The 15369-nt window shown below is 72.3% G+C and carries 11 protein-coding genes; 9 read left to right on the top strand and 2 right to left on the bottom strand.

The window, feature by feature from the left end; all coding sequences use genetic code 11:
* Positions 1-310 precede the first annotated feature (310 nt).
* From IH45_RS0140135 to IH45_RS0140125, 3 genes are all read left to right on the top strand, one after another.
* On the top strand, positions 311-1042 hold the full coding sequence (locus tag IH45_RS0140135) for a VIT1/CCC1 transporter family protein (RefSeq protein WP_030681119.1): 732 nt from the start codon (positions 311-313) through the stop codon (positions 1040-1042).
* A 312-nt stretch (positions 1043-1354) separates the two neighbouring features.
* The gene (gene gltB, locus IH45_RS0140130) at positions 1355-5983 is read left to right on the top strand and encodes a glutamate synthase large subunit (RefSeq protein ID WP_050515531.1); all 4629 of its coding nucleotides are present in this window, start codon (positions 1355-1357) and stop codon (positions 5981-5983) included.
* Positions 5976-7436, top strand: a complete 1461-nt coding sequence (locus IH45_RS0140125; protein WP_030681114.1) for a glutamate synthase subunit beta — start codon at positions 5976-5978, stop codon at positions 7434-7436. The genes gltB and IH45_RS0140125 overlap by 8 nt, the downstream gene beginning before the upstream one ends.
* A 108-nt stretch (positions 7437-7544) precedes the next feature.
* Here IH45_RS0140125 and IH45_RS0140120 read toward each other — a convergent pair whose 3' ends face one another.
* Complete coding sequence (locus tag IH45_RS0140120) at positions 7545-8084, bottom strand: MarR family winged helix-turn-helix transcriptional regulator (RefSeq protein ID WP_030681111.1); 540 nt, start codon at positions 8082-8084, stop codon at positions 7545-7547.
* A gap of 81 nt (positions 8085-8165) precedes the next feature.
* Between IH45_RS0140120 and IH45_RS0140115 the strand changes: the two genes are divergently transcribed.
* Positions 8166-8894 carry an SDR family NAD(P)-dependent oxidoreductase gene (locus tag IH45_RS0140115; RefSeq protein WP_030681108.1) on the top strand — a complete coding sequence of 243 codons (729 nt, stop codon included), beginning with the start codon at positions 8166-8168 and terminating at the stop codon, positions 8892-8894.
* Between the two features lie 46 nt (positions 8895-8940).
* Here IH45_RS0140115 and IH45_RS0140110 read toward each other — a convergent pair whose 3' ends face one another.
* Positions 8941-9411: a PPOX class F420-dependent oxidoreductase gene (locus tag IH45_RS0140110; protein ID WP_030681105.1), complete on the bottom strand. Its 471-nt coding sequence runs from the start codon at positions 9409-9411 to the stop codon at positions 8941-8943.
* Between the two features lie 535 nt (positions 9412-9946).
* Here IH45_RS0140110 and IH45_RS0140100 point away from each other — a divergent pair.
* From IH45_RS0140100 to IH45_RS1000000149630, 5 genes are all read left to right on the top strand, one after another.
* Entirely contained in the window at positions 9947-11050 is a 1104-nt protein-coding gene (locus IH45_RS0140100; RefSeq protein WP_030681100.1) for a hypothetical protein, read from the top strand.
* 140 nt (positions 11051-11190) lie between these two features.
* The gene (locus IH45_RS0140095; protein ID WP_030681097.1) at positions 11191-12012 is read left to right on the top strand and encodes an MBL fold metallo-hydrolase; all 822 of its coding nucleotides are present in this window, start codon (positions 11191-11193) and stop codon (positions 12010-12012) included.
* 157 nt (positions 12013-12169) lie between these two features.
* Entirely contained in the window at positions 12170-12865 is a 696-nt protein-coding gene (locus IH45_RS0140090) for an alpha/beta fold hydrolase (protein WP_030681094.1), read from the top strand.
* 265 nt (positions 12866-13130) lie between these two features.
* Entirely contained in the window at positions 13131-13742 is a 612-nt protein-coding gene (locus IH45_RS0140085) for an RNA polymerase sigma factor (RefSeq protein WP_234440864.1), read from the top strand.
* On the top strand, positions 13739-15369 hold a 1631-nt coding region (locus tag IH45_RS1000000149630), incomplete at its 3' end, for a hypothetical protein (RefSeq protein ID WP_050515529.1). The genes IH45_RS0140085 and IH45_RS1000000149630, both read left to right, overlap by 4 nt.

Here is a 15369-nt window from a genome sequence, read left to right as displayed (position 1 = left end):
CGTCATCTCCCCACCGCCCCCCCGAACCACCCGCTGAACACGCTTACAGAATCCCGCCCCCGCGCCCCCGCCCGCATTGAGGTTTCCCGCAGTCTTGTGTGCGGCTTTCCGTATTCCGCTGCCCCGCACTCTGTGATCCGTCCCTCACCCGCAGCCACCGCGTCCGCAAAGCCGCAGGTCAGCGAGGTAAGTTCGGCCTTCCTTGCTAGCGCGAACGGGCAAGTGGCGCATAGCGTCGAGGTGTTGGAGGGGGAAGCGCCGGAGTCGGCCCACACCTCGCGAGAAGGGAACGGGTCCCCACATGTCGGTCATGGAAGTCATGGACGCCTCGGCGCCCACGCACGTAGCCCACCGCGACAATCACACCCACCGCGATGTGAACGGCGGCTGGCTGCGTCCCGCCGTCTTCGGTGCGATGGACGGGCTGGTGTCGAACCTCGCCCTGATGACCGGTGTCGCGGGCGGCGCGGTCTCGCAGCAGACCATCATCATCACCGGCCTCGCGGGGCTGGCCGCCGGTGCCTTCTCGATGGCGGCGGGGGAGTACACCTCGGTGGCCTCCCAGCGCGAGCTGGTCCTCGCCGAGCTGGACGTGGAGCGGCGCGAGCTCCGCAAGCACCCCAAGGACGAGCTGGAGGAGCTGGCCGCGCTGTACGAGTCGCGCGGGGTGGAGCCGAAGCTGGCCCGTGAAGTGGCCGAGCAGCTGTCCAAGGACCCCGAGCAGGCGCTGGAGATCCACGCCCGCGAGGAGCTGGGCATCGACCCGTCCGACCTGCCGTCGCCTACGGTCGCCGCCGTCTCGTCCTTCGGATCGTTCGCGCTGGGCGCGCTGCTGCCGGTGCTGCCGTATCTGCTGGGCGCCTCCCAGCTGTGGCCCGCGGTGCTGCTGGCGCTGGTGGGGCTGTTCGGCTGCGGGGCGGTCGTGGCGCGGGTGACGGCGCGGTCCTGGTGGTTCAGCGGGCTGCGGCAGCTGGCCCTCGGCGGCGCCGCGGCGGGTGTGACGTACGTCCTGGGCGCACTGTTCGGAACGGCCGTAGGGTGACGCCTCGTGCAGCGCTATGCGGGCGTGCGCATAATTACTGCGTTACTTGGCGGTTTCGTTTTGCCGGGGGCCGGGCATAAGGCCCAAGCGTTGCGGGCAATGTCGCCTGCTCTGAAACAACGCCCACGATGCCGGCGGAGGCCGATCCGTCCGCCCGCATCCCCGGTCCACCGCCACCAGTGGTGTCCGCATGCTGGAAGGCTCTATCCGCTTTTCGAGAAGCGAGCCATCCTGTAACCTGCACGAAATTTCGCGGAGGGCCAACGTCGTCCCTCGGCACCACCACATGCCACGACGACGTTGGGAGAGCCGATGCGTTCCGCGTCCACGCACTCCGCGACCACCGGCAGCGCCGGCGCCGCCTGGTCGCCCTTGGACGGGCGCCCCGCCCCGCAGGGAATGTACGACCCCCGCAACGAACACGACGCCTGTGGCGTCGGCTTCGTGGCGACCCTGACCGGTGAGGCCGACCACGCGCTGGTCGAGCAGGCCCTCACCGTCCTGCGCAACCTGGAACACCGCGGCGCGACCGGTTCGGAGCCCGACTCCGGGGACGGCGCCGGCATCCTGCTCCAGATCCCGGACGCCTTCCTGCGCGAGAGCGTCAGCTTCGCGCTCCCCGAGGCCGGCGCGTACGCCGTCGGCATCGCCTTCCTCCCGTCCGTGGCCGAGGACGCCGCGGCCGCCGTCTCGCAGATCGAGACGATCGCGTCCGAAGAGGGCCTGGACGTCCTCGGCTGGCGGGTCGTCCCGGTCGCCCCGCAGCTGCTCGGCAACGGCGCCCGCGCCACGATGCCCGCCTTCTCCCAGCTCTTCGTCGCCGACAAGCAGGGCACGGACACCGGCCTGGCGCTGGACCGCAAGGCGTTCGCGCTGCGCAAGCGTGCCGAGCGCGAGGCGGGGGTCTACTTCCCGTCGCTGTCCGCGCGCACGATCGTCTACAAGGGCATGCTGACCACCGGGCAGCTGGAGCCGTTCTTCCCGGACCTGTCCGACCGCCGCTTCGCGACCGCGATCGCGCTGGTCCACTCGCGGTTCTCCACCAACACCTTCCCGAGCTGGCCGCTGGCCCACCCGTACCGCTTCGTCGCCCACAACGGTGAGATCAACACCGTCCAGGGCAACCGCAACTGGATGCGGGCCCGCGAGTCGCAGCTCGCCAGCAAGCTCTTCGCGGACGCCACCGGCAACAGCGACAACCTGGAGCGGCTGTTCCCGGTCTGCACGCCGGACGCCTCCGACTCGGCCTCCTTCGACGAGGTCCTGGAGCTGCTGCACCTCGGCGGCCGGTCGCTGCCGCACTCGGTGCTGATGATGGTCCCGGAGGCGTGGGAGAACAGCGCCTCCATGGATCCGGCCCGGCGCGCCTTCTACGCGTACCACTCCACGATGATGGAGCCCTGGGACGGCCCGGCCTGCGTCACCTTCACCGACGGCACCCAGGTCGGCGCGGTCCTGGACCGCAACGGCCTGCGCCCGGGCCGCTACTGGGTCACCGACGACGGCCTGGTGGTGCTCTCCTCCGAGGTCGGCGTCCTGGACATCGACCCGGCCAAGGTCGTCCGCAAGGGCCGCCTGCAGCCCGGCCGGATGTTCCTCGTGGACACCGCCGAGCACCGCATCATCGAGGACGACGAGATCAAGGCGCAGCTCGCCGCCGAGCGCCCCTACCAGGAGTGGCTGGACGCGGGCCTGATCGAGCTGGCCGACCTGCCCGAGCGCGAGCACATCGTGCACACCCACGCCTCGGTCACCCGCCGACAGCAGACCTTCGGCTACACCGAGGAGGAGCTGCGGGTCATCCTGGCGCCGATGGCCAAGGCCGGCGCCGAGCCGATCGGCTCCATGGGTACGGATTCGCCGATCGCCGCCCTGTCCGAGCGCCCGCGGCTGCTGTTCGACTACTTCACCCAGCTGTTCGCGCAGGTCACCAACCCGCCGCTGGACGCCATCCGCGAGGAGCTGGTCACCTCGCTGATCTCCTCGCTGGGCCCGCAGGGCAACCTGCTGGAGCCGACCGCGGCCTCCTGCCGCAGCGTCACGCTGCCCTTCCCGGTGATCGACAACGATGAGCTGGCCAAGCTCATCCACATCAACGCCGACGGCGACATGCCGGGCATGAAGGCCGTCACCCTCTCCGGTCTGTACCGGGTCTCCGGCGGTGGCGAGGCACTGGCCGCCCGGATCGCCCGGATCTGCGCCGAGGCCGACGCCGCCATCGAGGACGGCGCCCGCCTGATCGTGCTCTCCGACCGCCATTCGGACGCCGAACACGCGCCCATCCCGTCCCTGCTGCTGACCGCCGCGGTGCACCACCACCTGATCGGCACCAAGCAGCGCACCCAGGTCGGCCTGCTCGTCGAGGCCGGTGACGTGCGCGAGGTGCACCACGTCGCGCTGCTCATCGGGTACGGCGCCGCCGCCGTCAACCCGTACCTGGCCATGGAGTCCGTCGAGGACCTGGTCCGCGCCGGTACGTTCCTGCCGAAGGACGCCGACCCCGAGGCCGCGATCAAGAACCTGATCAAGGCGCTCGGCAAGGGCGTCCTGAAGGTCATGTCCAAGATGGGCATCTCCACCGTCGCCTCCTACCGGGGCGCGCAGGTCTTCGAGGCCGTCGGCCTGGACCAGTCCTTCGTGGACGCCTACTTCCACGGCACCACCACGAAGATCGGCGGCGCCGGCATCGACGTGATCGCCCAGGAGGTCGCCGCCCGGCACGCCAAGGCGTACCCGGCCACCGGCATCGCCCCGGCGCACCGCGCGCTGGACATCGGCGGCGAGTACCAGTGGCGCCGCGAGGGCGAGCCGCACCTGTTCGACCCGGACACGGTCTTCCGGCTCCAGCACTCCACGCGGGCACGCCGCTACGACATCTTCAAGCAGTACACCGACCGGGTGAACGAGCAGTCCGAGCGCCTGATGACGCTCCGCGGCCTGTTCTCGTTCAAGTCCGACCGTCCCGCGGTGCCTCTGGAGGAGGTCGAGCCCGCCTCGGAGATCGTCAAGCGCTTCTCCACCGGCGCCATGTCGTACGGCTCCATCTCCAAGGAGGCGCACGAGACCCTCGCCATCGCCATGAACCAGCTGGGCGGCAAGTCCAACACCGGTGAGGGCGGCGAGGACCCGGAGCGCCTGTACGACCCGGCGCGCCGCTCCGCGATCAAGCAGGTGGCCTCCGGCCGGTTCGGCGTGACCAGCGAATACCTGGTCAACTCCGACGACATCCAGATCAAGATGGCGCAGGGCGCCAAGCCCGGCGAGGGCGGCCAGCTGCCCGGCCACAAGGTCTACCCGTGGGTCGCCAAGACCCGGCACTCGACGCCCGGCGTGGGCCTGATCTCCCCGCCGCCGCATCACGACATCTATTCCATCGAGGACCTCGCCCAGCTCATCCACGACCTGAAGAACGCCAACCCGCAGGCCCGCATCCACGTGAAGCTGGTCTCCGAGGTCGGCGTCGGCACGGTCGCCGCGGGCGTCTCCAAGGCACACGCGGACGTGGTTCTGATCTCCGGCCACGACGGCGGTACGGGCGCCTCGCCGCTGACCTCCCTGAAGCACGCGGGCGGCCCCTGGGAGCTGGGCCTGGCCGAGACGCAGCAGACGCTGCTGCTCAACGGGCTGCGCGACCGGATCGTGGTGCAGACCGACGGCCAGCTCAAGACCGGCCGCGACGTGGTCATCGCCGCCCTGCTGGGCGCCGAGGAGTACGGCTTCGCGACCGCGCCGCTGGTGGTCTCCGGCTGCGTCATGATGCGGGTGTGCCATCTGGACACCTGCCCCGTCGGCATCGCCACCCAGAACCCGACGCTGCGCGAACGCTTCAGCGGCAAGGCCGAGTACGTCGTCAACTTCTTCCAGTTCATCGCCGAAGAGGTCCGCGAGCTGCTGGCCGAGCTGGGCTTCCGGTCGCTGGACGAGGCGATCGGCCACGCCGACCTCCTCGACACCGCCCGCGCCGTGAACCACTGGAAGGCGCAGGGCCTGGACCTGGCCCCGCTGCTGCACGTGCCCGAGCTGCCCGAGGGTGCTGTGCGCCACCAGATCACCGCCCAGGACCACGGTCTGGCCAAGGCGCTCGACAACGAGCTGATCAAGCTGTCCGTCGACGCGCTGTCCGCGGACACCGCCGAGGCCGCACAGCCCGTTCGGGCTCAGGTGGCGATCCGTAACATCAACCGGACCGTGGGCACCATGCTCGGCCACGAGGTGACCAAGAAGTTCGGCGGCGCCGGCCTGCCCGACGACACCATCGACATCACCTTCACCGGCTCGGCCGGCCAGTCCTTCGGCGCGTTCCTGCCGCGCGGCATCACGCTGCGCCTGGAGGGAGACGCCAACGACTACGTCGGCAAGGGCCTGTCGGGCGGCCGGATCGTGGTCCGCCCGGACCGCGGCGCCGACCACCTCGCCGAGTACTCGACCATCGCGGGCAACACCCTCGCCTACGGCGCCACCGGCGGCGAACTGTTCCTGCGCGGCCGGGTCGGCGAGCGGTTCTGCGTCCGCAACTCCGGTGCCACGGTGGTCTCCGAGGGCGTCGGCGACCACGGCTGCGAGTACATGACCGGCGGCCACGCCGTCGTTCTGGGCGAGACCGGGCGCAACTTCGCGGCCGGTATGTCCGGCGGCATCGCGTACGTGATCGACCTGGACCCGGCCAACGTCAACCGTGAGCTGACCGCCGCCGTGACCACCGAGCTGGACGCCACCGACCGCGCGTGGCTGCACGACGTCGTGCGCCGCCACCAGGAGGAGACCGGCTCCACCGTCGCCGCGAAGCTGCTCGCCGACTGGGACGCCGCGCTGCCCCGCTTCAGCAAGGTCATTCCGGCCACCTACCAGGCAGTGCTCGCCGCCAAGGACGCCGCCGAGCGAGCCGGGCTCTCCGAGTCCGAGACCCACGAGAAGATGATGGAGGCGGCGATCAATGGCTGACCCCAAGGGCTTCCTGACCACCGGCCGCGAGGTCGCAAAGACCCGCCCCGTCGAGGAGCGCGTCCGCGACTGGAACGAGGTCTACGTCCCCGGTTCGCTGCTGCCGATCATCAGCAAGCAGGCCGGCCGCTGCATGGACTGCGGCATCCCCTTCTGCCACAACGGCTGTCCGCTGGGCAACCTCATCCCCGAGTGGAACGACTACGCCTACCGCGAGGACTGGACGGCCGCCAGCGAGCGGCTGCACGCGACCAACAACTTCCCGGAGTTCACCGGTCGCCTGTGCCCCGCCCCCTGCGAGTCGGCGTGTGTGCTGGGCATCAACCAGCCGCCGGTGACCATCAAGAACGTCGAGGTCACCATCATCGACAAGGCGTGGGACAGCGGGGACGTCACCCCGCAGCCGCCGGAGCGCCTGTCCGGCAAGACCGTCGCCGTCATCGGCTCGGGCCCGGCGGGCCTGGCCGCCGCCCAGCAGCTGACCCGGGCGGGCCACACCGTCGCCGTCTACGAGCGCGCGGACCGTATCGGTGGTCTCCTCCGTTACGGCATCCCCGAGTTCAAGATGGAAAAGCGCCACATCAACCGCCGTATCGAGCAGATGCGGGCGGAAGGCACCAAGTTCCGTACGGAGGTGGAGATCGGCCGGGACATCGACGCCGCCAAGCTGCGCAAGCGCTACGACGCCGTCGTGATCGCCGCCGGCGCCACCACCTCCCGCGACCTGAAGGTTCCGGGCCGCGAGCTGAACGGCGTCCACTTCGCGATGGAGTACCTGCCGCTCGCCAACAAGGTGCAGGAGGGCGACCTGACCGTCGCCCCGATCACCGCCGAGGGCAAGCACGTCGTGGTCATCGGCGGCGGCGACACCGGCGCGGACTGCGTCGGCACCGCGCACCGCCAGGGCGCAGCCTCGGTCACCCAGCTGGAGATCATGGGCAAGCCCGGCGACGAGCGGAACCCGAACCAGCCGTGGCCGACCTTCCCGATGCTCTACAAGGTCACCTCCGCGCACGAGGAGGGCGGCGAGCGGCTGTACTCCGTCTCCACCACCCACTTCGAGGGCGACGAGGACGGCAACGTCCAGTGGCTGCACCTGGTCGAGGTGGAGTTCAAGGACGGCCGTCCGGAGCCGAAGCCGGGCACCGAGCGGAAGATTCCCGCACAGCTGGTCACCCTGGCCATGGGCTTCACCGGCACCGACCAGGAGAACGGCCTGGTCGAGCAGTTCGGCCTGGAGCTGGACGCGCGCGGCAACATCGCCCGCGACGCGGACTTCGCCACCAACGTCCCCGGCGTGTACGTTGCCGGTGACGCGGGCCGCGGCCAGTCGCTGATCGTCTGGGCCATCGCCGAGGGCCGCTCCGCGGCGCGCGGCGTGGACCGCTACCTCGCGGGCGCCAGCGCGCTGCCCGCCCCCATCAAGCCGACGGACCGCGCACTGACCGTGTAACGTCCCCCGGCTCATGAATGTCCCGCACAACGACGTGCGGAACACCGCGGCGCCTGTCCCCCTCCCCGACCGGAGGGCAGGCGCCGCACTCTTCTGCCCGGCCGCGCGTTACCCGCCCACCTGCGTGATCCGGTTGTCTCCCAGCCTCACCTGCACGTCCTGGAGAAGGATCTTCAGCAACCCGGCCAGCTGCCGCTGCTGGTCCGGGGTCAGGCCGCCGATCAGCTCGGCCTCCCGGTGCAGTACCTGGTCCACGGTCCGCTCGACGAGTTCGTGTCCCGCCGGGGTCAGCTCCACCCACACCGTACGGGGACGGCCCTCGCCCGTGCGGCGCACCACCAGACCCTCGCGCTCGGCGCGCGCGACGCGCTGGGAGACCGCGCCGGCCGTGACCATGGAGCGCGCCGCCAGGTCGCGGGTGCTGAGCGTGTACGGCTCACCGGCCCGGCGCAGCACGCTGAGCAGGTCGAGGGTGGCGGTGTCCACCCCGGCGCGGGCCAGTACCCGGCGCCGGTCGTCGCCGAGCAGCTTCGCCAGCTGCCAGACGGGCGTGACGATCCCGATGGCCGACACGGGGGTTCCGGGGCGCTCGCGTTCCCAGGCGTCGGCGATCTCCTGGACGGGGTACGGGGCGTCCGCGCTTGCCATGAGCCCTCCTGGGGATGTTACGTTTAGGCCTAAATATAGACCTGAATTTAGACCTGAATGACTGACGTCGGGAGCTACCTTATGTCACGCACCATCCTGGTCACCGGCGGCGCCACCGGTATCGGCCTGGCCGTCGCCCGCCACTTCGCCGCACAGGGCGACGCGGTCACCGTCACCGGCCGCCGCCCCGCGCCCCTGGAGAAGGCCGCCGAGGAGACCGGCGCCCGCGCGGTCGTCTGCGACCACACCGACCCCGCCGCGCTGGACCGCCTCCTGGCCGAACTGCCCGCCTCCGTCGACGTCCTGGTCAACAACGCCGGCGGCAACACCGACCTGGACGACGCGCCCGGCGACGACCTGGCCTCGTACGCCCGTGCCTTCCGGGCCAACCTCGACGCCAACCTGCTCACCGCCGCCCTCACCACCAAGGCCGTCGAGGCCCGGCTCGCCCCGGGCGGCGCCGTCGTGCACATCGGCTCGATCGCCGCGGACCGGGGCGCCGGTTCCCTGGGTGCGTACGGCGCGGCCAAGGCCGGGCTGACCACCTGGAACCTCGACCTGGCGAACACGCTCGGCCTGCGCGGCATCACCGCCAACGTCGTCTCGCCCGGCTACATCGAGGACACCGAGTTCTTCCGGGACCACCTCGCCGACGAGCGGCGCGCCCAGCTGGTGGCCCAGACCGCGACCGGCCGCGCGGGCCGCCCGGAGGACATCGCGGCGACGGTGGCGTTCCTGGCGTCCGAGGGGGCGCGGCACATCACGGGGCAGGTGATCGGCGTCAACGGAGGGGCGTACCGGACGCGTTGAGGGTTGTGTGGGGTGGGGCGGGCCGCTGCCCGCCCCCGGCCCGCCTCTACGAGTCCTCGGCGAGACGGGCCGGGAAGCCGCCCTTGGCGATCGGGCCCCATCGCAACGGCGTCACCCGGATCAGCGACTTGCCCTGCGTGATCATCGCGGCGCGGTACTCGTGCCAGTCCGGGTGCTCGCCCGCGATGTTGCGGTAGTACTCGACCAGCGGCTCGACCGAGTCCGGCGCGTCCAGGACCTCCGCCTCGCCGTCGACCTGCACCCAGGGGCCGTTCCAGTCGTCGGACAGCACGAGCACGCTCACCGACGGGCTTCGGCGCGCGTTGCGCACCTTGGCGCGCTCCGGGTACGTGGACATCACCAGGCGCCCCGAGTCGTCCACGCCGCACGTCAGCGGTGACGCCTGCGGGGTGCCGTCGGAGCGGCGGGTGAGCAGGATCGCGCGGTGCCGGGGGCGGACGAACTCCAGCAGGCCGTCGAGGTCCACGCGGGTGTTGGAGGCGATGGAAGGGCTCATGCGGACGAGCGTAGGCGGTGGAGCGTGCTCCAAGGAGGGTGTGACATTCCCAGGAGCGGCGGCCTGTCCTGTCCGCGCTATTGACTAAAAGTCAGCGCGGAACGACGCTGCTGGGCAGCCGTCGTAGCCGCACCCCGGGAGGACCGGTGGGTACACGTCCAGGTACAGGCGCAAGTGAAGGCGCAAGTAAAGGCGCAAGTGCAGGCGCAGGTACAAACGCGGATACAGGCACAAGCACGGGTACAGGCACAAGCACGGACTCCGCTGCCCTGCGCGAGCTGGCCGGAGCGCTCGGCGCACCGCCGCCGCCCGGCCTCGCCGCCGCCACGCCCGAAGAACTCGCCCTCCTGGCGCGCGCGGTGCGCGCCCGCCGCGAGAGCCACGCCGCCGGCCTCAACGACGCGGCCGAAGAGGCCCTGAAGCTGGTGCCTGCCCTCGCCCGCGGCCCCGTGCGCCGCATCCTGTTCCGCTGACCCTGCTGACCCCGCTGATTCCGCCGACCCCTCCGACCTTGCCGACCGGACGGTGACCCTCCATGGACACGCTCAGCAACCGCGCCGAGGCGCAGAAGATCGCCCAGCTGCTCGACGTCCTGCCGGAGCAGCTGGAATTCCTGCACGGGCTGCCGGCCGAGGACGTACGGCAGCTCCGCGCCCGTACCGTTGATGCGCTGTACGACGACGTACCGGACATGCTCGACCGCATCGCCGCCGCCACCAAGCTCGTCCCGGCCGGGGTCGCCGCCGCCATCTCGCAGAAGGCCCTCGGGCCGCGGCTTGCCGCCTCGGTGGCCGGACGGCTGGAAGCGGCGCGCGCAGCCGACATCATCGAGAAGCTGCCGGTCGCCTTCACCGCCGAGTCCTGCGGCCACCTCGACCCCCGCCGCATCGCTGCGATCGTCGACCGGCTGGACGAGGACCTGGTGGTCCGTATCGCCGTCGCCCTCGCCGAGCGCGGCGACCACCTGACGATGGGACGCTTCGTCGGCCACCTGCGCGAGGGCACCCTGCACCGCATACTCCAGCTCATCGACGACGGCGTGGTGCTGCGCGTCGGGTTCTTCATCGACATGCCGGAACGTATCGACGCCATCCTGGAACTGATGGGGGAGGAGCGGCTGGCCTCGGTGGTGGCCGCGGCCGGGGACGGACTGTGGCCCGAGGCGCTGGCCGTGGCCGGGCTGGCCGGGCCCGAGCGGCGCGCCCGGATCGCGGCGCTGGCCGCCCGCCAGGACCCCGTACGGCTGGACGGGCTGGTGCGCACCGCGCACGAACAGGGGCTGTGGGAAGCGCTGCTGCCCTTGGTGGCGCTGCTGTCCGAGGAGGACCGGCGCGCGGTGGCCGGGCTGCCGTCGCTGCGCGACGCCCGGGTGCTCGGCGGGGTGGTGCGTGCGGTGGTGGCGACCGGGCTGTGGGCGGAGTTCCTGCCGCTGGTGGGCGTGTTGCCGCCGGAGTCGCGCAAGGCGGTGGCGGACGTGGCTGGGGAACTGCCGGACGCGGAGCTGGACGCGATGGTGCTGGACGTGGAGAAGCGCGACCTGTGGGACGCGGCCCTGCCGCTGGTGGAGCTGATGGACGAGCCCGCCAAGGAGCGGGTGTTCGCGCTGCCGGCCTTCCAGGAGCAAGGACGGCGGGAGTAGCGGGCGGCAGGGGTAGCGGGCGGCGGGAGTAACGGGCGGCAGGGGTGACGGGCGGCGTGTGGCGGACGTTCGCGGTTGGCTCAATTCGCCCCGGGCGCAAAGCGGGTGACCTCGCAGGGGCCGCCCGCTAGCGTCCGATCATGGATGCCTCTCCGGACACCACACCCACCACGACCGCCGCCGCGCCCGATGCCCCGTCCGTTCCCGCCGCTCCCGACCGGCCTGACCGGCCCGACCGGCCCGACGAAATAGTCCCCGGCATCTGGCACGTGCCGTTCCCGGTGGGCCACGTCTACCTCGTACGGCTTTCCGACGGCGGTTTCGCAGCCGTCGACACCGGCGTGCCGGGCTCGGCCCCCGTGATCCTGGAGGCGCTGGCCGCCATCGGCGGACGGCCGGACGCGCTGCGGCAGATCGTGATCACCCACTCCCACATCGACCACATGGGCTCGGCGGCCGACCTGGTGGCCGCCACCGGCGCCCGCGTCCTGGCGGGCGCGGCGGACGCCCCGTACATCCGCGGCACCGCCACCGAGCCGCCGCCGGACCTCACCTCCCCCGAACAGGCCCTGCTCCAGCAGGTCGCGGAGGGAATGGCCGCGGCGGGCACGCCGCCGCTCCGGCACGTGCAGGTGGACACCGAACTGCACGAGGGCGACACCCTCGACGACTGGCCCGAGCCGGCCCGCGTCCTGCACGTCCCGGGGCACACGCCGGGCAGCATCGCCCTCCACCTGCCCGCCGCCGGCGTGCTGTTCACCGGTGACAACATCGGCGCGGGACCGGACGGCCGGATCGTCCTCGGCCCCTTCAACACCGACCGGGACCAGGCCATCGCCTCCTTCCGGCGGCTGGCCGCGCTGCCCGGCGTGGACACCCTGTGCGTACCGCACGGCACTCCGCTCCGTACGGGCGCGGCGCGCGCCCTCCGGGAGGCCACGCCGGACACCGACTGGCTGTGAGGCCGACACCCGGCCGGTGACGTACGGGCACGGGCGGCGGACCAGAATCCTGGCCGTCCGGGCTCGTCACGTCGGGGAAAACACTCGTCGTGTACGGGGAAAATAGGCCGCGATGCGCTGCCGGACCGCGGCGCCGGACGTGAAGAAAGGTTCCGTCATGCAGTTGCACACCCACGAGTGGGGGACCGGTGACCGGATCGCGGTGCTGGTCCACGGCATCATGTCGGACCACCGCACCTGGCGCCGGGTGGGGCCCGCGCTGGCCGAACGCGGCTACCGGGTCATCGCCGTAGACCTGCGCGGCCACGGCGCGAGCCCGCGCGGCCCGTACAGTGACGCGCTGTTCGCCGACGACCTGGTCGAGAACCTGCCCGCGGACGCGGAACTGGCGCTGGGACACTCCCTCGGCGGGATGGCGCTGTCGCTGGCGGTGGAACGGCTGCGCCCGAAGCGCGCCGTCTACTCGGAACCGGCCTGGACCCGCGGCAACACCCAGCTGCCGTTGGACCCCGCGCTGTTCGCGGAGTTCAAGCGCGCCACCCCGCAGATGGTGCGCAGCTTCAACCCGCGCTGGGAGGAAGCCGATGTGGAGCTGGAACTGGCGACGGTCGGCGCCTGGGACGCGTCCAGCGCCCTCGCCCTCTCCGACGGCCACCGCGAGGAACGCATACCGGAGCGGGCGGTGGTGCCCTCCCTGGTGCAGGTGGCGGGGGAGGGCTTCCTCTTCACGGAGGCGGACAAGGAGCGGGTGGCGGCGCGCGGCTTCGAGGTCCGTACGGTCGAGAGCACCGCGCATGTCATCCACCGGGACGACTTCGACGGCTTCATGAAGTCGCTGGAAGGGTGGATCTGAGTCGCTGGGAGGGTGGATCGAAGTCGCTGGAAGGGGGGATCTGGCGGGAGATGCCTGATCCGGGGCGGGACTGCCGGAATTGGTGCTGAATGTTCAAAGTTGCACCACTGGTCGTGAGGCCGCAGGCGGCGCGGGGTGCCGGTGTGCCGCCGGGGTGTTTTGCCGCTCTCGGCGGCGGCTGATTAGGGTGTGGTCCGTGGTAGTAGCAACCACCCGCTCCCGGCCTGCGGACCGGCGTCCCGAAACCCCCTGAGGCAGCACGACGATGACCGAACCGGCGACTTCGGCCCGAGGCCCTGCCGCCGCGCCGGAGCACCCCGGGCCGGTCCCCGCGCCGCCCATGCGGCCGTTCACCGAGGACCGCATCACCAGCCTCGTCCTGACCCACCGCCAGTCGCTGTTACGGTACGTCACCGGCCTGCTGCCCGCCGACCCGCAGCGCGCGGAGGACGTCGTCCAGGAGACGCTGCTGCGCGCCTGGCTGGAAAGCGACATCTCGCGCGCCCGGGACACCCGGCGCGAGGCCGGGTGGGAACCGGGACTGCCCTGGCTGTTCAGGGTCGCCCGCAATGTCGTGATCGACTGGAGCCGGCGTGACAGCTCCCGGCCGGCCGTTCCGACCGGGCTGCCGCCGGAGACGGCCGGCCCCGCGGACGAGGTCGCACGCGTCGTGGAGCGGACGCACGTCGTCGAGTTGCTCGCCCAACTGTCCCGCCCCCATCGAGAGGTTCTGGTGTACACATACCTGCTCGGCTGTTCCGGCCCCGACACGGCGCACGCGCTGGGCATACCGCCCGGCACGGTGAAGTCCCGGCTGCACCACGCCATGCACCACCTGCGGCGGGCGGCCGCGCCCGAGGCCGGGGAGCGCGGATGAGCGGCGCCGGCCTCGCGCCGCCGGGGACCGCGACCGGCCCGGCACCGGCGCACGCACCCCTGCCGCTGGCCCTCGGCATGCCGGACCGCAACTCCTGGCTGATCCTCATCGGCTTCCTCGTCGCGCTCGTCCTGGTCCTCTGGCTCATCGGCCGCGCCGTGCGCAAACAGGGCGGCTTCCGCCGCGCCTGCCGCCGGATCGCCTGGGAGGTCCGGATGACCGCGCGCGCGTTCACCGCGCCGCTGCGCGCCTACCTGCGGCACCGGCGCTGCGCCCGCACGCTCGCCGCGTACTTTGCCGACCCGGCCGCGTACGACACCGCGCGCGCCGCGCTGGACCGCGCGGACGCGGACGCCGGGGACGGCTGCTACGCGCCGGCCGTCCAGCTCGCGCAGACCCGCGACCGGGTGCGCGTCGTCATCGCGGGCCGCGACCCCGTCGGCGCCGCCGGCCCGGTCCTGCCCTGGGCGGACGCGGCGGGCGAGCCGGGGGAGTGGACCTGGTCCGCACCGGCCGACGCAGTACGGGGTCCCGCGGGCCACGGCCGGGCCGTACGCCTGCCGCTCGTGCTGGGCGTGGACCGCAAGCTGCCGGGCGTGGTGCTCGTCGACTGGCTGCGCGGTCCCGCGGCGCTGGGCGTCGAGGGCGATCAGCAGGTGTCCCGCAGCGTGCTCCAGGCGCTCGCCGCGCAGGTGGACCGGCTGCCGGACGGGCCGCCCGTCCTGATCACCGCCGGCGTCCATCCGCGCTTCCCGGGCCGCCCGCTGGACGACGTACTCGCGGAACTCGCTGCCGGTGTCTTCGGCCAGGGGCCGGAAGCTCAAGGGCTGGACGCGACGGCGGTACCGGTGGTCGTCTGCTGGGCACCCACGCCCGAACAGGCCGCACGCCTGGCGGACCTGTGCGCACGGGGACACGCCCGCGCGCTCGTCGGCGGCCGCCTGCCCGGCGCCTGCTGGGTCCTGCACGCCGAACCGGACGGGCGGCTGCTCGGCCCCGGGCCGCGCGTGGACGTGGAGTCGCCCGCGCTCGGTCCGGCCGTGGCGCGCGCGGTACGGCGGCGGCAGGCCGCGCCGTATTGCGTGCTGCCTGGGGCCGGTATGGCTGCGGGTACAGGTACAGGTACGGGTACGGGTACGGGTACGGGTACGGGTACGGGTACGGGTACGGGTACGGGTACGGGTACGGGTACGGGTACGGGTACAGCTGGGCTGCCCGCCCAGACGGACTTGCGTAAGCCGGAGCCCGCACCTGCTTACGTACCCGATCCCGTACCCGCTCCTGTACGGCAGGCAGAGCCCGCTCCGGACCTCCGTAAGCCGGAACCCGCCCCGGACTTCCCCCGGTCCCAGCGCTCCCCGGACTTCGCCGAGCCCCCGTCCTCCCCGGACTTCGCCGAGCCCGCACGGGAACCGGCAGCCGCCGTGCACCCGCCCGAGCCGGAGCCCGGTCCCGCCGCGCCCCCGCAGCCGGGCCACGGCGACGCAGCCCGCAAGGACACCGCACCGCGCGAACCCGCCGCTGTGAACGCCGACTTCACCGAGCCCGAGCCGGGGCCCGAGCCGGGTTCCGCGCCGACCGCAGCCGCACCGGCCGCACCCGCGCCGGCCCCGGCACAGCCCCCGGC

It is taken from the genome of Streptomyces rimosus subsp. rimosus, from assembly GCF_000720725.1.
GTDB lineage: Bacteria > Actinomycetota > Actinomycetes > Streptomycetales > Streptomycetaceae > Streptomyces > Streptomyces rimosus_A.
The sequence above is the reverse complement of the archived record's forward strand: the minus strand, read 5'-3'. Positions and strand labels throughout refer to the sequence as shown.